The organism is Buttiauxella cochleicola, assembly GCF_021282405.1.
GTDB lineage: Bacteria > Pseudomonadota > Gammaproteobacteria > Enterobacterales > Enterobacteriaceae > Buttiauxella > Buttiauxella massiliensis.
The window spans coordinates 258,023-276,988 of record NZ_JAJSOU010000005.1; the positions used below are offsets into that span (position 1 = coordinate 258,023).

At 51.7% G+C, this 18,966-nt stretch carries 17 protein-coding genes; 9 read left to right on the forward strand and 8 right to left on the reverse strand.

Features of this window, described 5'->3' with window-relative positions; all coding sequences use genetic code 11:
- The first annotated feature begins 179 nt into the window (after positions 1–179).
- The 3 genes from pepA (at position 180) to LVQ79_RS09030 (ending at position 5,088) form a co-directional block, all read left to right on the forward strand.
- Positions 180–1,691 carry a leucyl aminopeptidase gene (gene pepA, locus LVQ79_RS09020; protein WP_232864674.1) on the forward strand — a complete coding sequence of 504 codons (1,512 nt, stop codon included), beginning with the start codon at positions 180–182 and terminating at the stop codon, positions 1,689–1,691.
- Positions 1,692–1,767: 76 nt separating this feature from the next.
- Positions 1,768–2,226: a DNA polymerase III subunit chi gene (locus tag LVQ79_RS09025; protein WP_034459595.1), complete on the forward strand. Its 459-nt coding sequence runs from the start codon at positions 1,768–1,770 to the stop codon at positions 2,224–2,226.
- A gap of 6 nt (positions 2,227–2,232) precedes the next feature.
- A complete protein-coding gene (locus LVQ79_RS09030; protein ID WP_232864675.1) occupies positions 2,233–5,088 on the forward strand; it encodes a valine--tRNA ligase in 2,856 nt (951 codons plus the stop codon).
- Positions 5,089–5,157: 69 nt separating this feature from the next.
- On the opposite strand, the gene LVQ79_RS09035 is transcribed toward LVQ79_RS09030, so the two are convergent.
- Entirely contained in the window at positions 5,158–6,345 is a 1,188-nt protein-coding gene (locus tag LVQ79_RS09035; RefSeq protein WP_232864676.1) for a YjgN family protein, read from the reverse strand.
- Between the two features lie 170 nt (positions 6,346–6,515).
- On the opposite strand from LVQ79_RS09035, the gene LVQ79_RS09040 reads away from it, so the two are divergent.
- Positions 6,516–7,019: a GNAT family N-acetyltransferase gene (locus LVQ79_RS09040; protein WP_232864677.1), complete on the forward strand. Its 504-nt coding sequence runs from the start codon at positions 6,516–6,518 to the stop codon at positions 7,017–7,019.
- Positions 7,020–7,071: 52 nt separating this feature from the next.
- On the opposite strand, the gene uhpT is transcribed toward LVQ79_RS09040, so the two are convergent.
- The 6 genes from uhpT to rraB all read right to left on the reverse strand — a co-directional run bounded on the left by uhpT (position 7,072) and on the right by rraB (position 13,392).
- Positions 7,072–8,463, reverse strand: a complete 1,392-nt coding sequence (uhpT, locus tag LVQ79_RS09045; RefSeq protein ID WP_232864678.1) for a hexose-6-phosphate:phosphate antiporter UhpT — start codon at positions 8,461–8,463, stop codon at positions 7,072–7,074.
- A 138-nt stretch (positions 8,464–8,601) separates the two neighbouring features.
- Entirely contained in the window at positions 8,602–9,930 is a 1,329-nt protein-coding gene (locus LVQ79_RS09050) for an MFS transporter (RefSeq protein ID WP_232864679.1), read from the reverse strand.
- Between the two features lie 9 nt (positions 9,931–9,939).
- Positions 9,940–11,442 carry a signal transduction histidine-protein kinase/phosphatase UhpB gene (uhpB, locus tag LVQ79_RS09055; protein ID WP_232864680.1) on the reverse strand — a complete coding sequence of 501 codons (1,503 nt, stop codon included), beginning with the start codon at positions 11,440–11,442 and terminating at the stop codon, positions 9,940–9,942.
- Entirely contained in the window at positions 11,442–12,032 is a 591-nt protein-coding gene (gene uhpA, locus LVQ79_RS09060; protein WP_232864681.1) for a response regulator transcription factor UhpA, read from the reverse strand. The genes uhpB and uhpA overlap by 1 nt, the downstream gene beginning before the upstream one ends.
- Positions 12,033–12,130: 98 nt before the next feature.
- Positions 12,131–12,907: a tRNA isopentenyl-2-thiomethyl-A-37 hydroxylase MiaE gene (gene miaE / locus LVQ79_RS09065; protein ID WP_232864682.1), complete on the reverse strand. Its 777-nt coding sequence runs from the start codon at positions 12,905–12,907 to the stop codon at positions 12,131–12,133.
- 56 nt (positions 12,908–12,963) lie between these two features.
- On the reverse strand, positions 12,964–13,392 hold the full coding sequence (gene rraB / locus LVQ79_RS09070; protein ID WP_064513995.1) for a ribonuclease E inhibitor RraB: 429 nt from the start codon (positions 13,390–13,392) through the stop codon (positions 12,964–12,966).
- A 99-nt stretch (positions 13,393–13,491) separates the two neighbouring features.
- Between rraB and argL the strand changes: the two genes are divergently transcribed.
- Positions 13,492–13,560: a putative translational regulatory protein ArgL gene (argL, locus tag LVQ79_RS22665; protein ID WP_407643460.1), complete on the forward strand. Its 69-nt coding sequence runs from the start codon at positions 13,492–13,494 to the stop codon at positions 13,558–13,560.
- Positions 13,557–14,561 carry an ornithine carbamoyltransferase gene (argF, locus tag LVQ79_RS09075; protein WP_232864683.1) on the forward strand — a complete coding sequence of 335 codons (1,005 nt, stop codon included), beginning with the start codon at positions 13,557–13,559 and terminating at the stop codon, positions 14,559–14,561. Before argL ends, argF (LVQ79_RS09075) begins: the two co-directional genes overlap by 4 nt.
- 46 nt (positions 14,562–14,607) lie before the next feature.
- Here the strand turns inward: argF (LVQ79_RS09075) and LVQ79_RS09080 are convergent, their stop codons facing one another.
- Positions 14,608–15,060, reverse strand: a complete 453-nt coding sequence (locus LVQ79_RS09080; RefSeq protein WP_232864684.1) for a NanQ anomerase/TabA/YiaL family protein — start codon at positions 15,058–15,060, stop codon at positions 14,608–14,610.
- 673 nt (positions 15,061–15,733) lie between these two features.
- On the opposite strand from LVQ79_RS09080, the gene arcA reads away from it, so the two are divergent.
- Genes arcA through argF (LVQ79_RS09095) form a run of 3 tightly spaced genes read left to right on the forward strand, consistent with a single transcriptional unit; the run spans position 15,734 to position 18,911 of the window.
- Positions 15,734–16,954, forward strand: a complete 1,221-nt coding sequence (gene arcA / locus LVQ79_RS09085; protein ID WP_232864685.1) for an arginine deiminase — start codon at positions 15,734–15,736, stop codon at positions 16,952–16,954.
- 16 nt (positions 16,955–16,970) lie between these two features.
- Positions 16,971–17,885, forward strand: coding sequence for a carbamate kinase (locus LVQ79_RS09090; protein WP_151993015.1), 915 nt, complete (start codon positions 16,971–16,973; stop codon positions 17,883–17,885).
- 21 nt (positions 17,886–17,906) lie between these two features.
- Positions 17,907–18,911: an ornithine carbamoyltransferase gene (gene argF / locus LVQ79_RS09095; protein WP_151993014.1), complete on the forward strand. Its 1,005-nt coding sequence runs from the start codon at positions 17,907–17,909 to the stop codon at positions 18,909–18,911.
- Positions 18,912–18,966: the final 55 nt, after the last annotated feature.

Genomic DNA, 18,966 nt, shown 5'->3' on the forward strand with positions numbered 1-18,966 from the left:
AGATTAAAAAGCCCGGCATAATACTGGCGCAGGGTGATTTAAATGACGTTGCCGAAACCGTAAAAAAACATACTCGTAAGATTAACACGAAGTCATCGCAACCGCGGAGATGAGTTACGAAAGCTTGCAATTCTAGCTGTAGCCACCGCCGTTGTCTTTAAGATTCAGGAGCGTAGTGCATGGAGTTCAGTGTAAAAAGCGGTAGTCCCGAGAAACAGCGTAGTGCCTGCATCGTTGTGGGAGTCTTTGAACCGCGTCGCCTGTCCCCGGTCGCCGAACAACTCGATAAAATCAGCGATGGCTACATCAGCGCGCTTTTGCGCCGTGGTGAGCTCGAGGGGAAACCCGGTCAAACTTTGTTGCTCCACCACGTTCCAAACGTACTCTCAGAGCGCATTCTACTGATTGGGTGTGGCAAAGAGCGTGAACTGGATGAACGTCAGTATAAGCAGGTTATCCAGAAAACCATTAATACTCTGAACGATACCGGTTCAATGGAAGCCGTATGCTTCCTGACCGAGTTGCACGTAAAAGGCCGTAATACTTATTGGAAAGTACGCCAGGCAGTAGAAACGGCAAAAGAATCTTTGTATAGCTTCGACCAGTTAAAAACCAATAAAAGCGAGCCACGCCGCCCGCTGCGTAAAATGGTCTTTAACGTGCCAACCCGCCGCGAACTGACGAGTGGTGAGCGCGCCATTCAGCACGGTCTGGCGATTGCTGCTGGTATTAAAGCGGCAAAAGATCTTGGCAACATGCCACCAAACATCTGTAACGCGGCTTATCTGGCTTCCCAGGCGCGTCAGTTAGCTGATTCTTACAGCAAAAACGTTGTTACTCGCGTGATTGGCGAACAGCAGATGAAAGAACTGGGCATGCACTCATACCTCGCAGTAGGCGATGGTTCCCAGAACGAATCGCTGATGTCGGTTATCGAATACAAAGGCAGCGCCGATCCTGATGTGCGCCCAATCGTGCTGGTCGGAAAAGGCCTGACGTTTGACTCCGGTGGTATTTCTATCAAACCTGCCGAAGGCATGGACGAGATGAAATACGACATGTGCGGAGCGGCTTCCGTATACGGCGTAATGCGTATGGTTGCAGAGCTGAATCTGCCGATTAACGTTATTGGCGTGCTGGCGGGTTGTGAAAACATGCCTGGTGGCCGTGCTTATCGCCCAGGCGACGTGCTGACCACCATGTCTGGTCAAACGGTTGAAGTGTTGAACACCGACGCTGAAGGCCGCCTGGTTCTGTGCGATGTGCTGACTTACGTTGAGCGCTTCGAACCTGATGTGGTTATCGATGTGGCGACGTTGACCGGTGCTTGTGTGATTGCTCTTGGCCATCACATCACCGGTTTGATGTCTAACCACAATCCACTGGCTCACGAACTGATCGGCGCGTCTGAACAGGCCGGTGACCGCGCGTGGCGTCTGCCGATTGCTGATGAGTATCAGGATCAACTGGACTCCAACTTTGCGGATATGGCAAACATTGGTGGCCGCCCAGGTGGCGCAATCACCGCTGCCTGCTTCCTGTCGCGCTTTACCCGTAAGTACAACTGGGCGCACCTGGATATCGCCGGTACCGCATGGCGTTCTGGTAAAGCCAAAGGCGCAACTGGCCGCCCTGTTGCGCTGTTATCACAATTCCTGTTGAACCGTTCTGGGTTTAACGGCGAAGAGTAATTTAACACCCTCACTCTAACCCTCTCCTCAGGCGAGGGTTAGAGTGAAACACCATTCAATAGAAAAAGCTGGCTTAATGAAAAACGCGACGTTCTACCTGCTCGACAACGACACGCCTTCCGGTGAGTTGAGTGCCGTTGAAGCGTTGGTGTGTGAACTGGCGGCAGAAAGCTTTCGTGCAGGAAAACGCCTGCTGATTGCTTGTGTTGATGAACAACAAGCTATCCGTCTGGATGAAGCACTCTGGCAGCGCGACGCGCACGCATTTGTGCCGCATAATCTTGCCGGTGAAGGGCCGCGTTATGGTGCCCCGGTAGAATTGGCCTGGCCGCAACGACGCGGTAGTTCTCCGCGCGATGTGCTGATTAGCCTGTTGCCACAGTTCGCAGATTTTGCCACCGCTTTCCATGAAGTGATAGACTTCGTACCTTACGAAGACACTCAAAAACAACTGGCCCGTGATCGCTATAAGGCGTACCGCGTTGCTGGTTTCCACTTGACTACGGCGACTCATACCCCGCCGGGAACGACATAGCAGACAATGGAAAAGACATATAACCCGCAAGATATCGAACAGCCGCTTTACGAGCACTGGGAACAGCAGGGCTACTTTAAGCCAAATGGCGACACTAGCCAGGAAAGCTTCTGCATCATGATCCCGCCGCCGAACGTTACCGGCAGCTTGCATATGGGTCACGCCTTCCAGCAGACGATCATGGATACCATGATTCGTTACCAGCGCATGCAGGGTAAAAATACTCTGTGGCAGGCGGGGACTGACCACGCCGGTATCGCGACCCAGATGGTCGTCGAGCGCAAAATTGCCGCCGAAGAAGGCAAAACACGCCATGACTATGGCCGTGACGCTTTCATCGACAAAATCTGGCAGTGGAAGGCAGAGTCTGGTGGCACCATCACCCGTCAGATGCGTCGTCTCGGCAACTCCGTAGACTGGGAGCGCGAACGCTTCACCATGGATGAAGGCCTGTCCAACGCGGTGAAAGAAGTGTTCGTCCGCCTGTACAAAGAAGATCTGATTTATCGTGGCAAACGCCTGGTAAACTGGGACCCGAAACTGCGCACCGCAATTTCCGATCTGGAAGTTGAAAACCGCGAATCTAAAGGTTCTATGTGGCACCTGCGTTATCCACTGGCTGACGGCGCAAAAACCGCTGACGGCAAAGATTACCTGGTTGTCGCCACCACCCGTCCAGAAACCGTGCTCGGTGATACCGGTGTGGCAGTGAATCCAGAAGATCCGCGTTATAAAGATCTGATCGGCAAATTTGTTGTTCTGCCGCTGGTTAACCGTCTGATTCCAATCGTGGGTGATGAACACGCCGACATGGAAAAAGGCACCGGCTGCGTGAAGATCACGCCTGCACACGACTTTAACGACTACGAAGTTGGCCGCCGTCATGCCCTGCCAATGATCAACATTCTGACCTTCGACGGTGATATCCGCGAAGCGGCAGAAGTGTTCGATACCAACGGCGAAGAAGCAGACGTTTACAGCAACGAGATCCCGGCTGAATTCCAGAAACTGGAGCGTTTTGCCGCGCGTAAAGCTGTGGTCGCTAAGTTCGACGAAATGGGCCTGCTGGAAGAGATCAAACCTCACGATCTGACCGTTCCTTACGGCGACCGTGGCGGCGTGGTTATCGAGCCAATGCTGACCGACCAATGGTACGTGCGCACCGCGCCGCTGGCGAAAGTCGCGGTTGAAGCTGTTGAGCAAGGCGATATTCAGTTCGTGCCTAAGCAGTACGAAAACATGTACTTCTCCTGGATGCGCGATATTCAGGACTGGTGTATTTCTCGTCAACTGTGGTGGGGTCACCGCATCCCGGCCTGGTACGATGCCGAAGGCAACGTGTATGTTGGCCGTAATGAAGCGGAAGTTCGCGCTGAAAACAACCTCGGCGACGACGTTGCTCTGAACCAGGACGAAGACGTTCTGGACACATGGTTCTCCTCCGGTCTGTGGACATTCTCTACGCTCGGCTGGCCTGAGAACACCGAAGCGCTGCGCACCTTCCACCCAACCAGCGTGATGGTTAGCGGCTTCGACATTATCTTCTTCTGGATTGCGCGCATGATCATGCTGACCATGCACTTCATCAAAGATGAAGACGGCAAACCACAGGTTCCGTTTAAAACTGTCTACATGACCGGTCTTATCCGCGACGACGAAGGGCAGAAAATGTCCAAGTCCAAGGGTAACGTCATCGACCCGCTGGATATGGTTGACGGTATCTCCCTGGAAGACCTGCTTGAGAAGCGCACCGGTAATATGATGCAGCCGCAGCTGGCTGAGAAAATCCGTAAGCGCACCGAGAAGCAATTCCCGAACGGTATCGAACCGCACGGCACCGATGCGCTGCGCTTTACGCTGGCAGCTCTGGCGTCTACTGGTCGCGACATCAACTGGGACATGAAGCGCCTGGAAGGTTACCGTAACTTCTGTAACAAGCTCTGGAACGCCAGCCGTTTCGTGATGATGAATACTGAAGACCAGGATTGCGGCTTTAACGGCGGCGAAATGGTTCTGTCTCTGGCAGACCGCTGGATTCTGGCGGAATTCAACCGCACGGTGAAAGCGTACCGTGAAGCGCTGGACAGCTATCGCTTTGATATCGCTGCCAACATTCTGTACGAATTCACCTGGAACCAGTTCTGCGACTGGTATCTTGAGCTGACCAAACCAGTTATGAACAGTGGCACTGAAGCGGAACTGCGCGGTACGCGTAATACGCTGATTAACGTGCTGGAAGGTCTGCTGCGTCTTGCGCATCCAATCATTCCATTCATCACCGAAACCATCTGGCAGCGCGTGAAGACCTTCAAAGGCATCACCGACGATACCATCATGCTGCAACCATTCCCGGCGTATAACAGCGAGCAGGACGATGAAGCTGCGTTTGCCGATACCGAGTGGATGAAGCTGGCGATCACCGCCGTGCGTAACGTTCGCGCTGAGATGAACATCTCTCCGGGCAAACCACTGCCAATCCTGCTGCGTAACGTGAGCGCGGAAGCGGAACGTCGTGTTAATGCGAACCGTACCTTCCTGCAAAACCTGGCGCGTCTGGAAAGCATCACCCTGCTACCTGCTGATGATAAAGGCCCGGTTTCCGTGACCAAAATCATCGAAGGTGCAGAGCTGCTGATCCCAATGGCAGGCCTGGTCGACAAAGCGGCTGAACTTGCGCGTCTGGACAAAGAGATGGCGAAGCTGGATGTGGAAATTACATCCATCGAAAACAAGCTGTCTAACGAAGGTTTTGTGGCGCGCGCGCCAGAAGCCGTAGTTGCGAAAGAACGCGAACGTCTGGCGGCATGTGGCGAAGCTAAAGTGAAATTGGCTGAGCAGAAAGAAACTATCGCTGCGCTGTAATTGAGTGCTTTGATATGAGAAGGCCGGGACATTTCCCGGCCTTTTTTTTGGTGCCATCAAGCTTGAATGCTATAAATTAAGATTCGGTACCAACCCACGTGAAATTCGGCTCACCACATCGGTGGCAATTTTATCGTCGTGATCCTGCAATTCCAGGTCGTCTAAATCACCATCAACCCAGGTGTTTTTTGCCAGATAGCGGCAGTAACGAATACGTGCCCAAGGGTAGGCAATACCGAATGTGCACAAAGTGATTAAGCCATTAATAATAAGCTGCCCGACAAATCCAGCTAATGTCAAAGTGGAGCGGAAAGCTATTTTTTCACTCAGCGCTACTTGCTTATAGTAATAATTCCGCATCATCACATATAAATAGCTAAAGCTAACGATGAGTCCAAGCAGATAAATCAAATAACAAATTAGGATTGTTCCTTGAACTGATGCCAGCTCGTCCGGTGACATCATGCCGCCAGATAAAACCACGTGTATTATAGTCGGCGCTATTAACTTCAACACCAGCAATAAGAATGGAGTCAAAAGAAGCATACCGATAATACTGAACATCACACATTTTTTGACACTGACACTAGCCGCAAATTTTTGCGTTCCAAAGCTTAATCCATTGAATAATAAATTCAACCACATGCCGACGGCAACGCCCTGTACTGCGCCAAATCCCAGGATGCCTACAATCATGGCAATAACAATCGTGATAACAATCCTGTCCATTTCAAACAAAGAGGCCGAACTTGCGGTATAGACAATCATCGAGCAGATTAAAAAAACACCTGCGAGCATTAATAATGGCGCACCCATCATCACCCACCAGGCTTTAAATCCTGATGCATTAAAATTGAACCGTACATTATTTAGCGTTGTTGATTGCATCTGATAACGCAGACTTTGAATAACTAAATAAGGCAAGAACAATATCAATATCGCTAACAGGCAAAATGACAAAGGACTGCTTTGTTTAATGATTGCAAATTCTAAAGCCCCAAAGAAAACAAAAAGGCAAAGCCAGCTTATGAATAGTGATCCACCTTTCACGTTGTAAGAAAACCGTGAACCCGATAATTCGGTATTGCTGTAAATATAACGTTTACAACGCACGTAGGCCCACGGTGCAAAAATACCAAACGTGACAAGAGTGAGTAGAAAATTAACAACGCACACGCCAAAATAGCCGCTGCCTGTGCCATGAAAAGTAATATTCCTTGAGTGGCTAACTTCTGGAGTTCCCTGCTGATCAAACATATCCATCCTTATTGAAAATGAAATACTTAACGGTCAGCATTTAACCACAGCAAACTACTTCGAAATAATCCGGTTCGGGATTTCCTCGCTACTTTAGGAACTTGCTTATTAACTTTCACAGTGGTATTTAAATATTCAATCTTTATCCCCATCATTAATGAGTCCACGCTATGAATCTTGCTGCTCCGGTTGAAATCGCACTGCGCCGGATAACCCCCCAGGACAATGCGGCCATCGCGCGCGTTATCCGCGAAGTCTCTGCTGAATATGGCTTAACCGCCGATAAAGGCTATACCGTGGCAGATCCAAATCTCGATGAGCTTTATCAGCTCTACAGCCAACCGGGTCATGCCTATTGGGTTGTGGAAGTGGATGGTGAAGTTGTCGGTGGTGGTGGTGTCGCGCCGTTAACGTGCAGCGAACCGGATATTTGTGAATTGCAGAAGATGTATTTCCTGCCGGTAGTGCGTGGCAAAGGGTTGGCTAAACGCCTGGCGTTGCAGGCAATGGATTTTGCCCGCGAAAAAGACTTTAAGCGCTGCTATCTGGAAACCACAGCGTTTCTGACTGAAGCCATCGCGCTGTATGAGCGTCTGGGCTTTGAACATATTTCTGAGCCGCTTGGCTGCACTGGCCATGTGGATTGCGAAGTGCGGATGATTAAGTCTCTGTAACCGCTTTAAATGGGTTTACTGAATCTATTCGATCCAGTAAACCCTGCAACTTTTATTGGGTAGCTAACCGTTGAATTCGCTTATCACGGCGGATTTTGCGCTCTTCCATCACCGCCACCATCGCCATCAGCACGATGCAACAGATTGCAGCGGCATCAAGTGCTGCGAAAGTCCCTGCCCAGCCAGTCAGACCAAAAATTGGCGTCCCGTCGGCTATCATCCCAAGCCCTAACTTAGCGAAGCTGTCGCCAATCAAATAGGCGAAGGTGCCTTTGATGCCGTCAGCCGCACCGATAGCTTTTTTCGGAACGAAGCCGACTGCCGCCACGCCAATCAGCAATTGTGGACCAAACACCAGGAAGCCCAGCACGAACAACGATGCCAGGTAGACATACTGGTTGCTGGCGTGCTGATAAACGCCGAGGGTCGCAATAATTAATGCCAGCGCAACGCAGGCGACCAGCGCACGGCGACCGTTCGCCAGATCCGACAACCAGCCCCACAGCAACGTGCCGACCAATGCCCCTACTTCAAACAGGGTAAAGCCCTGAATCGCCACTTCTTTGGAAAGATTCAGCTCCTGAAACGCGTAAACCGTGGACCACTGGTCAATACCGATGCGCACCACGTAGAGGAAGATATTGGAGAAGCACAGCAGCCAAATAACTTTGTTCTTCAGCACGTACTCCACGAAGATTTGCCATTTGGTCATCGACTCGTCTTCGGTCTCTTTATCTTCTTCGCTGATTTCTTCGCTAAACAACTCTTCAGCTTTGCCCAGGCCGTAAGACTCAGGGGAGTCGCTGCCATAGCGCAGGCCAATGAAGCCAACAACCAGCGCGATGATGGATGGGAAGATAAACATGCCAATGACGTGGCCGTCGAACAGGACGTTCGCGCCAATTAGCGCAACGCCTGCTGCACCCGCACCGCCAAGGTTATGGGAGATATTCCACAGCCCCAGATAGGTTCCACGCTTGCGGCGCGGTGTCCATTTGGTGATGGTGGAGTAGCTGCACGAGCCGCCCGCGCTCTGGAAAAAACCGCTCAGGGCGTAGAAGGCAATCATCATAAACAGGCTGACCGAGCCGGTCCCCATACTGGCGCTAAAGCCGAGCATACAGATAGCCGAGAGGATCAGCATAAACGGCAGGAACTGCTTGGTGTTTTTGCCGTCTGCGTAGTAGGAAACCAGGGTTTTACCCACGCCGTAGGTGATGGAGAAGCCCAGGCCTATCATCCCCAGTTGCGTCATGCTCAACCCGTAAGTAGAGATCATGTCGTTCTGCGCAATGTTGAAGTTCTTACGGATCAGATACATGGTCAGGTAGCCAATAAAGACTACCAGGTAAGACTGCATGAACGGTTTGAACCACATCTTGCGCCGCACATCGAGCGGCAGATCCAGGGTCGGCTTGCGCACCTGATTTAATAAGGCCAGCATGGGTTACTCCTGATTTAAAAACCTGCGTGATGGCAGGCATTGTAAAAATCAGCAGCGGCTTTGGCCTGAGATGGCTTCCAGGAACAACCTGGAAAATTTCTTAGTTTTGCGCCATTCGAGGTAAAAAGGTGAGATGTATCACGCTTCGCTGCGGACGCGTGGGGACTGGGCATTCAGGAACGGCAGCAACAGCAGCGCAGAAATGCCTGCCGCGATAGCAATCACCGCGAAGTAACCGTTCCAATGCCAGATATCGATCACACGCGCTAGCGGCCAGCCAGACAAAGATGCGCCGAGATAAGCGAACAGGCCAACAAAGCCGGTCGCGGCCCCCGCGGCCTCTTTGTGGGAACACTCCGCTGCCGCCATGCCGATAAGCATCTGCGGGCCAAACACAAAGAATCCTGTGGTGAAGAAACAGGCCGCCTGCATCACGTAGCTGGCAAACGGCATCAGCCATAGCGAGCCTACCGAGAGCAAAATCCCGGCGGCAAATATCAGGTTCATTGGCCCACGGTTGCCATTGAAGAGTTTGTCTGACCCCCAGCCTGCCACCAGTGCGCCGATAAACCCACCCAACTCAAACATCGTTACCGCCGAGTTCGCAGTGACCAGATCCACGCCCAGAGTCTCCGACATGTAGAGATTACCCCAGTCGTTGATCGCCGCCCGAACCACGTAGACCAGGACATAGCACAGTGACAGCAGCCAGATATAAGGATTCCCCAGTACGTACTTGTAGAGGATTTCCCGGCGCGTCAGCCCTGCACCTTCCTGCTGCTGGGCGATTTCCAGTTCATCGTGCCGCCAGTCACCTATCGGCGGCAAGCCTACGGTTTGCGGGCGATCGCGCAGACGCCAGCAGAGAAATAACCCGGCCAGAATAGCCAGTGAACCGGCGATCATCATCCCGGCACGCCAGCCGTAATGCAGCGCCGCCGCGCCGACCACCATAGGGATTAGCGCCCCGCCAACGTTATGCGCGGTGTTCCATACCGCCCACCAGCCACCGCGCTCGGTACGGGAGTACCATGCCGTGAGCAAACGGGCGCATACCGGCGAACCCCAGCCCTGGAAAAAGGCATTCAGCACCCACAACAAGGCGAATGCCCAAAGGGAGGTGGAGAAACCAAAAAGGATGTTAACAACGCCGGTCGCGATAAGCCCCAACCCCATAAAATAACGGGCGTTTGAACGGTCACTGACGATGCCGGAGAAAAATTTCGACAGCCCATAAGTTATGTAAAACAGCGTAGCCAACAGGCCGATATCGGTACGTGTCATCACGCCGCTGGCGAGAATTTCCGGCGCGGCGGCATTAAAGCTTTTACGGGTGAAGTAAAACAGCGCATAGCCCAGCCAGATGGTGATCAGAATATGCCGACGCCAGTAGCTATAGCGGGCGTCAATTTCGGCTTTATCGCTGACGGGTGTCGCCGCCAGTGGGGCTTTCAGGAAAGTGAACATCGTCAGTCCTTACGCGTATCGCAATGGCAAACTGACGCTGACGCGCGTGCCGTGAGTACAGGAAATAGTGAGGGTTCCGCCGAGCGCCGTGACCCGTTCGCGCATACCTGCCAGGCCAAAACCTTGATGCCCGGAGTCGGATGGCAGGCCGCTGCCGTCATCTTCAATTACCAACATCAGGCGCATGTCCTGCTGCCAGCCCTGGATCGTTACTGCGCTGGCACTGGCGTGTTTCACAATGTTGTTCAGCCCTTCCTGGCAGACGCGGAACAGCGTAACGCGCTGGCTTTCGCTCAGTAGCGGCTCGTCGATTTTCCAGTCGAGGTGGCTCACGATGCCACGGCTTTCCAGCTCCATTTCACGCATCAGCGAACGAATCGCCTGCTCCAGAGATAAATCATCCAGCTGGCGCGGGCGCAGCCGTCCCAGCAGGCGGCGTACCGAATCATAAATCCCAAGGGACAACTGTTCGATATGCGCCCCACCCAATTTGACCCCTTCGTTTCCCGGAGCCAGGCGCTGCACAATCCCCGCCTGGGTACGAATCGCGGTAATGGTCTGGCCGATGTCGTCATGGAGTTCACGAGCCACTTCACGCCGCACGCTCTCTTCGGTTTCCAGCAGGCGTTCAGCAAGACGGTGATTGCGCGCAAGCTCAGTTTGCAGGGACTGGTTAAGCTCACGCAGGCGCTGGATCCCCGCACCCAGCAACAGCCCGGTCAGGCTTTGTGCCAGCAACGAAAGCAGCAGATCCACCGGGTGATCGTGCCAGGTTTGGCTGGCGATCAGCGCAATGGCGTTCATCAACGTCGCGATCAGCGCGCCCTGCCAGCCGTAATGCCAGGCCAGGGCGATAATCGGCAACGCCAGGCAAAATGGGGTAAAGCGGGAAAGTTCGGCTGGTAGTCCAAGTTGTAGCCACAAGCTGACCACAAACAGCAGCAGATACCAGATAAGGTGACGAGCACGCCAGTTCACCGGCTGTGAAACCAGTCCCGGCCCCAGCGGCTGCCAGACGGTACTGGTGAGGTAATGCCAGATAACCAGGCAGGTTGGGGCCAGGGTTAACCCGCCGGTCAGCGTGAGCAACAGCGCGTTCAGGGTCTCCTGCCCTTGCCCGAGCCACGGTAACGACTGTAATAGTGCGGCTGCAATCAGCGCCCCACCCTGACGCAGCAAGGTGCGCCAGTCGCGCTGATGCCGGTAGCGGGAAATCAGCGCCACGGGCAGGAGGGTTAGCACACCGCCGATCATCAACAGTGGAAGATGCGCCAGTGCGACTTCCTGCGCCAGCCAGACGAGCATCAACCACTCCGCGCCGAGCAATACAGGCCAGTAGCCGCGCGGGCATTGCAGCATCAGCCCTAAACGCAGGCCGAAGGGAAACAGCAGTACTGCAAGCTCAGGCCGTTCCACCAGGTGCAAGCTGATGCTCCACAGGCAAAACCAGCTGGCTGTGAAGATAAAAAAACTGGCGACGACGGAGATAAGCCGGGAGAAAAAGGGTTGCATCACCATCCGTCAAACAGGCGATGAGCCAGTCCGACATCGTTGCTGACGTCGAGTTTTTCCATCAGATTGGCGCGATGCACGTGAACCGTCTTCGGCGACAGCCCAAGTTCGGTGGCAATCTCTTTGACCGCCATGCCCTGGGCCAGTTTTTCCGCCACCTGGCGCTCGCGTTTGGTTAGCGGATCCTGCCGGCCGGCCGCCAGTTTAATGGCAATGTCTGGCGTCAGGTAGCAGCCGCCTGTCGCCACCGTATGGACCGCGGCAATCAGCTCATCCGGGCTGCAGCGTTTTGACAGAAAGCCACGCGCACCGGCGTTTAAAGCCTGCTCCACCAGCGCCGGGCTGTCGTGAACCGACAACATAATCGTCGCCATCCCTTTTGGTAGCTGGCTGAGTAGTTCCAGCCCGGAAATATCCGGCATCGAGATATCGCAAATACACACCTGCACGCCACGCCCCGGCAGCCCGGCCAGCGCTTCGCGCCCGGAGCCGAACTCAACCACAATCTGAAAATCTGGCTCCAGCCCCAACAGCTGTGCAAAGCCAGAGCGGACGATAAGGTGGTCGTCAATAAGGGCGATGGTTATCATGATACTTTCCAGGAAGGTAAAAACGCGCTTACCTTAGCGATAAGCGCGAAGCTGTTCAAGCCTTAAGCAATTCCAGTGAAGCCACAGGCAGGGGCAATTCACGACCCTGCTGTTTTAGAGAAAGGTATGCCGCTGTGAAAACGAAACTCTTCGTCCGGGCTGCTAATCAATGCCGCTTCGACCTCGCCAAAGAAACGCACACGATCGCTGATGTCCCCACCTGCAATCTGTTCTGCCAGCGCTAGATAATCCTGATAATGCCGAGCTTCCGAACGCAGCAGCGACAAATAGAATTTCTGTAATTCATCATCCAGGTGCGGAGCCAGAGAGGCGAAACGCTCACAGGATCGCGCCTCGATATACGCCCCACAAATCAGTTTATCCACCAGCATAACCGGCTCATGAGTACGCGTTTGGCTCAGAAGCGCTTTGGCGTAACGGCTGGCGGTCATTTTCACGTAAGGAATATTGCGGGCGATCATGATCTCGCGCACCTGCCAAAAGTGGTGCAGCTCTTCTTTAATCAACAATACCATGCTGTCGATAAGTTGCTGGCCCCAGGCACTCTGCGTTTGCGGCATGACGTTCTTGCTCAGGGTTTTATGCAGCGCGACAAAATCAGGTTCGGCTCCCTCACGGAAAGCGAAATCTTCATAGGGTTTTAGCCAATCAAGTAAAAACTGCGCACTGCTTTTATCGGCAACATATTTGCGAATCAAAAACATCGCCGTTTGCGCAGCTTTGAGTTCGCACACCAGATGGTCAGTCAGCAGCAATGGCAAATGCTCCGGCTGGCGGGCTTTTTCAATCCATGCATCAGGCGTTGGGCAGTGCAGAAAATTCAGTACCGGGGAGAGTAGTTGCGGGTAGTTCATAATGGGGAGTTATCTTTCCTTGATGTGCAGCGGCAATCGCCGCTGCACAGAAGAGATTAGTGGCGTACGCCGTCGTCGTCTTCGTCAGCTAAATCTTCGTCGTCATCACCTTCTTCACCGTCTTCGCCATTCGGATCTTCGTAGTAAGTGCCCCAACCGTCATACTCCACACCGAATTTCTCAGCGAGGTTCAGCAGTTGTTCTACTTGCTCATCCAACAGCTCAGCTTTTAACGCACTTTCACTCAGCACATCACAGCAGATAACGGTATCACCCTCTTCCACTTCGAGCTCTTCCGGGTCAGTAACTTCGTAACCCATTTTGAAAGCTTCAACAGCTGCTTTTTCAAGAGTTTCGAAATCGTCTGCGGAAAGGTGATGCTCGATTGTGTACAGCGCGTCAGGATCGCTGCCGTCTTCCAGTAATTCTTCAATAATCAAACGCGTTTCTTCGCGTTGCTCTTCGAGTAGTTCTGGATTTGCCATGGCCCTTTCCTCAATTTGTAGGCAGATACTTCTATTTTCACACACGGCTGAGTTTGCCTCCACCTTTCCCGATAAAGATTTATCCATCGGGGGTTGCAAATGAATATTCATACATATAAATTGAATATTAATTCAATAAATGGCTTGTGCCATGCGAGGAAAATATGAGTCATTTCTATCAAAAGCATTTTCTTAAATTACTGGATTTCACACCTGCACAGCTTCATGAGTTACTTACCCTGTCTGCCAAACTAAAAAACGATAAGAAAAAAGGCACTGAAGTTCAGCATCTTACTGGAAAAAATATCGCGCTCATCTTCGAAAAAGACTCGACTCGTACGAGGTGCTCTTTCGAAGTTGCCGCATTTGACCAGGGCGCTCGCGTCACTTATCTCGGCCCAAGCGGAAGCCAGATTGGGCATAAAGAATCAATTAAAGATACGGCGCGTGTACTAGGCCGTATGTATGACGGTATTCAGTATCGCGGGTTTGGTCAGGAAATCGTTGAAACACTGGCGCAGTTTGCCGGTGTACCGGTATGGAATGGGCTGACGAACGAGTTTCATCCTACGCAATTACTGGCAGACCTACTGACTATGCAGGAACAACTGCCTGGCAAAACCTTCCAGCAGATGACGCTGGTCTATGCAGGTGATGCACGTAATAACATGGGCAATTCCATGCTCGAAGCCGCCGCACTCACCGGGCTGAATTTGCGCCTTGTGGCTCCACAAGCCTGCTGGCCTGATGAAAATCTGGTGGCAGAGTGCCAGGCTATGGCCGCTCACAACGGCGGGAAAATAACGCTGACGGAAGATGTTGCCACAGGCGTTAAAGATGCTGACTTCATTTATACCGATGTGTGGGTATCTATGGGTGAGGCCAAAGAGAAATGGGCGGAGCGTATTAACTTGCTGCGGGCTTATCAGGTTAATAGCGCGATGCTGGCACTGACCGGCAATCCGCAGGTGAAATTCCTGCACTGCCTACCTGCTTTCCATGATGACCAGACGACGCTGGGCAAACAGATGGCAGAACAATATGACCTGCATGGCGGTATGGAAGTGACGGACGAGGTGTTTGAGTCGGCAAACAGCGTGGTGTTCGATCAGGCGGAAAACCGGATGCACACCATTAAAGCGGTGATGGTGGCGACGCTTACGAAGTAACTACAGCCTTCCCTCTCCCGTGGGAGAGGGTTAGGGAAAAATTTCGTTATCCAACCAGCATCTTAACCACGACTTTACGCACAGTCGCCGGTTTCCCCACAGCGCACAGCGGTTTGTGAACTTCGCCTGGATAAAACACCACGAAATCCCCTTCATTTAACACGATGGTTTTTTCCTGCTCGCCTTCTGGCAGGAACGCAATGTCCTTATCAGCCAGCCAGTCAGTTTCCGGCGTACCAGCTGGCAGGCAGCTAAACGTCATACCTTCCAGGCCGCGCATCACAATCTGGATATCCAGATAGCGCTGGTGGAACTCTGCCGGACGCTCTTCAATAGGTTGCGTAGAGTCTTCAGAAACCAACATAAACAGACGGTTACCGTCGATGTCATGCTTGCCTAATGGAGTTTCAGGAGTGATGTGCTGTTTAACATGCTCAATCGCCTGACGCAGTTCTTCAGGAAGCCAGGATTGCAAAGAATGAATGTTGCCAATAATCATGATTAATACCTTTTTGAAACGATGTTTTATTACGGTATTTATACGAGCATTCACCTTTTGCCGCCATGAATTTTTTAAGAAAACCTGTGCTGGCGCATGTTTAGCGCAAAACATGTTACAGCTTTGTATCAGCCATGAGGTTTTTATGCATAAAAAAAGCATAACCTCTAAACCCAACCCAACAGACAACCTCGTAACTAACTGTTTAAAAAACAAAATTATTTAAAATGAACCACCAGTCACAGTTTAAAACCAGGTAAATTAGTGGAAGTTTAGTCATAACTATTTTGTTTATTTTCCCATGCTGTGGATGAAAAATGCGGCTTTATGCATAGTTATATTTAAATTTCAAAATGCTGTTAAATTTCAACAAGTTAAAAAACATCAGTTTGTTTACCCAATAACATTGGGTTAACACTAATAAAATAGAATATGCATAATTTCGCGTAGTTATTCAGACTGCTCAATTGCTTTATTTATAATTCCATGACAGCTATCAATTAATTAACAGAGAATTAAAAAGGCGCTTGAGCGCGTGATTAAGCTCACATTAAATATCCCTCATGAAATTAACATACGCCTCGAAGACATTTCGAAAGCCTATTTAACTTGCGGTAATAGCTAACTATTACCACTGATATTTTCATCTCAGGATTAATGCAAAGGAATAGTCATGGACAAGCACTATGTTGGTTCCGAAATTGGACAACTTCGCAGTGTAATGCTGCATCGCCCTAATCTGAGCCTGAAAAGACTCACCCCATCTAATTGCCAGGAACTATTATTTGACGACGTTTTATCTGTAGAACGTGCTGGCGAAGAACACGATATATTTGCTAATACATTACGCGGTGAGGGGGTTGAGGTTTTATTACTGACAGACCTTCTCACTCAAACGCTGGATGTCAGCGATGCCAAGGCATGGCTGCTGGCAACACAGATTTCTGACTACCGCCTTGGCCCAGCATTTGCCTCCGACATTCGCAGCTGGCTTGCAGATATGTCACATCGTGAATTGGCTCGCAGGCTGAGCGGCGGCCTGACTTATGGTGAAATTCCAACTTATATTCAAAATATGGTTGTCGATACCCATGAAGTCACCGACTTTATTATGAAACCGCTCCCTAACCATTTATTCACCCGCGATACTTCCTGCTGGATTTATAATGGCGTATCTATTAACCCAATGGCGAAAGCCGCACGCCAACGTGAAACAAATAACCTGCGAGCGATTTACCGTTGGCATCCATTATTTACCGATGGAAACTTTATTAAATATTATGGCGATGACAATATTAATTATGACCACGCAACATTAGAAGGCGGTGATGTATTAGTCATTGGCCGTGGTGCGGTATTAATTGGTTTGTCTGAGCGCACCACTCCGCAAGGTGTCGAGTTCCTCGCTGAATCATTATTCAAACATCAACAAGCCACTCGCGTTATTGCCGTTGAACTGCCTAAACACCGCTCCTGTATGCACCTCGATACTGTGATGACACACATCGATATCGACACCTTCTCCGTTTACCCGGAAGTGGTCCGCAAAGACGCCCAGTGCTGGACGCTAACCCCGGATGGTCGCGGTGGCATCAAACGCCATCAGGAGCCAAACCTGCTGCATGCGATTGAACAAGCGCTGGGTATCGATCAGGTCCGTTTAATCACCACTGGCGGTGATGCGTTTGAAGCTGAGCGTGAGCAATGGAATGACGCCAACAACGTGCTAACCGTACGCCCTGGTGTGGTCATCGGCTATGAACGCAATATCTGGACCAACGAAAAATACGACAAAGCGGGCATCAAAGTCTTGCCGATTCCTGGTGACGAATTGGGCCGTGGTCGCGGTGGTGCACGCTGCATGAGCTGCCCACTAGAACGTGACGGTATTTAATCCAGGGAGAGATGAAATGGAACACAAACCGACACTGGTTGTAGCACTGGGCGGCAACGCGCTATTGAAACGCGGCGAGCCTCTGGAAGCAGAAATACAACGTAAGAACATTGACTTAGCGGCTAAAACCATAGCACAACTCACCTCCTCCTGGCGTGTCGTGCTGGTTCATGGCAATGGCCCACAAGTCGGGTTGCTGGCACTACAAAACAGTGCCTATGAAAAAGTGACGCCATATCCACTCGACATTCTTGGAGCCGAAAGTCAGGGAATGATTGGCTACATGCTACAGCAGTCGCTGAAAAATCAGCTGCCAAACCGGGAAGTCAGCGTATTGCTGACTCAGGTAGAAGTGGACGCCAACGACCCCGCGTTCGAAAACCCAACGAAGTACATCGGCCCGGTGTATGACAAGGCGCAAGCCGACATGCTGGTTGCGGAAAAGGGCTGGACAGTTAAAGCCGACGGCCAGTATTTCCGCCGCGTAGTGCCATCCCCACAACCAAAACAGATTGTGGAAAGCGATGCGATCACAGCCCTTATTCAGCGCGATCACCTGGTGATTTGCAACGGTGGCGGCGGTGTTCCGGTAGTCGAAAAAGCCGACGGCTACCACGGTATCGAAGCGGTGATTGATAAAGATCTTTCCGCCGCATTGCTGGCGCGCCAGATCGAAGCCGATGCGCTGTTGATCCTCACCGATGCCGACGCCGTCTATCTCGATTGGGGCACGCCAACTCAGCGACCAATTTCTCATATTACGCCGCAGGAACTGGATGCCATGAAATTCGACGCCGGTTCGATGGGCCCGAAAGTCGCTGCCTGTAGCAAGTTTGTGGCGCAGTGCCACGGTATTGCCGGGATTGGAGCGCTTGAGGATGGCCCGGCAATTCTGGCGGGTGAGAAAGGTACGCTGATTCGTATTGCTTAATAATTTCAAAAGGATAAAAAAATGACTATCAATCTGAAAAACCGCAACTTTTTGAAACTGCTGGACTTCAAACCTGTAGAAATCCAGTACCTGATCGACTTGTCTCGCGAACTGAAAGCCGCCAAAAAAGCAGGTACTGAGAAGAAAACCCTGGTGGGCAAAAACATCGCGCTGATTTTCGAAAAAACCTCCACCCGCACGCGCTGCGCATTTGAAGTCGGCGCGTTCGATCAGGGTGCGCTGGTGACGTACCTCGGCCCAAGCGGCTCGCAAATCGGCCATAAAGAATCCATGAAAGATACCGCCCGCGTTTTAGGCCGCATGTACGACGGCATTGAATACCGCGGCTACGGCCAGGATATCGTCGAAGAACTGGGCGAGTACGCAGGTGTTCCGGTGTGGAACGGCCTGACCAATGAATACCACCCAACTCAAATTCTCGCGGATTTGATGACCATGCTTGAGCATGCGCCGGACAAAAAACTTCAGGATATCGCCTTCGCTTATCTGGGTGATGCTCGCAATAACATGGGCAACTCCCTGATGGTGGGTGCTGCGAAAATGGGTATGGATATTCGCCTGGTCGCGCCAAAAGCCTTCTGGCCTGAACCTGCCCTGGTTGAGCAATGCCGCGCGATTGCTAAAGAAACCGGTGGTCGCATCATGTTGACCGATAGCGTCGAAGAAGGTGTGGCAGGCGTTGATTTCCTCTACACCGATGTGTGGGTTTCTATGGGCGAGCCTAAAGAAGCCTGGGCTGAGCGCGTCAGTATCATGACCCCCTATCAGGTTAACCAAAATGTCATCAATGCTACTGGCAACCCGAATGTGAAATTCATGCACTGCCTGCCAGCCTTCCATAACGAACACACCAAAGTCGGTAAAGAAATCGAGCAGGAATACGGCCTGAAAGGGCTGGAAGTGACTGAAGAAGTCTTTGAATCAGCGCATTCCATTGTCTTTGATGAAGCCGAAAACCGTATGCATACGATTAAAGCCGTCATGGTTGCCACGCTCGGAGAGTAATTCGCACCGGCGGCGGGGATGCCCTCGCCGCCACCCGTGCATTCATGCTGCATCC

Bases quoted from the DNA above. Each gene is read 5' to 3' on its own strand.
- uhpT (WP_232864678.1), bottom strand. From the start codon at position 8,463: ATGCTGGCCTTATTAAATCAGGTGCGCAAGCCGACCCTGGATCTGCCG.
- uhpB (WP_232864680.1), bottom strand. From the start codon at position 11,442: ATGCAACCCTTTTTCTCCCGGCTTATCTCCGTCGTCGCCAGTTTTTTT.
- LVQ79_RS09050 (WP_232864679.1), bottom strand. From the start codon at position 9,930: ATGTTCACTTTCCTGAAAGCCCCACTGGCGGCGACACCCGTCAGCGAT.
- argF (WP_232864683.1), top strand. From the start codon at position 13,557: ATGAGTCATTTCTATCAAAAGCATTTTCTTAAATTACTGGATTTCACA.
- pepA (WP_232864674.1), top strand. From the start codon at position 180: ATGGAGTTCAGTGTAAAAAGCGGTAGTCCCGAGAAACAGCGTAGTGCC.
- argF (WP_151993014.1), top strand. From the start codon at position 17,907: ATGACTATCAATCTGAAAAACCGCAACTTTTTGAAACTGCTGGACTTC.
- miaE (WP_232864682.1), bottom strand. From the start codon at position 12,907: ATGAACTACCCGCAACTACTCTCCCCGGTACTGAATTTTCTGCACTGC.
- LVQ79_RS09090 (WP_151993015.1), top strand. From the start codon at position 16,971: ATGGAACACAAACCGACACTGGTTGTAGCACTGGGCGGCAACGCGCTA.
- LVQ79_RS09080 (WP_232864684.1), bottom strand. From the start codon at position 15,060: ATGATTATTGGCAACATTCATTCTTTGCAATCCTGGCTTCCTGAAGAA.
- LVQ79_RS09030 (WP_232864675.1), top strand. From the start codon at position 2,233: ATGGAAAAGACATATAACCCGCAAGATATCGAACAGCCGCTTTACGAG.
- LVQ79_RS09040 (WP_232864677.1), top strand. From the start codon at position 6,516: ATGAATCTTGCTGCTCCGGTTGAAATCGCACTGCGCCGGATAACCCCC.
- uhpA (WP_232864681.1), bottom strand. From the start codon at position 12,032: ATGATAACCATCGCCCTTATTGACGACCACCTTATCGTCCGCTCTGGC.
- LVQ79_RS09025 (WP_034459595.1), top strand. From the start codon at position 1,768: ATGAAAAACGCGACGTTCTACCTGCTCGACAACGACACGCCTTCCGGT.
- arcA (WP_232864685.1), top strand. From the start codon at position 15,734: ATGGACAAGCACTATGTTGGTTCCGAAATTGGACAACTTCGCAGTGTA.
- rraB (WP_064513995.1), bottom strand. From the start codon at position 13,392: ATGGCAAATCCAGAACTACTCGAAGAGCAACGCGAAGAAACGCGTTTG.
- LVQ79_RS09035 (WP_232864676.1), bottom strand. From the start codon at position 6,345: ATGTTTGATCAGCAGGGAACTCCAGAAGTTAGCCACTCAAGGAATATT.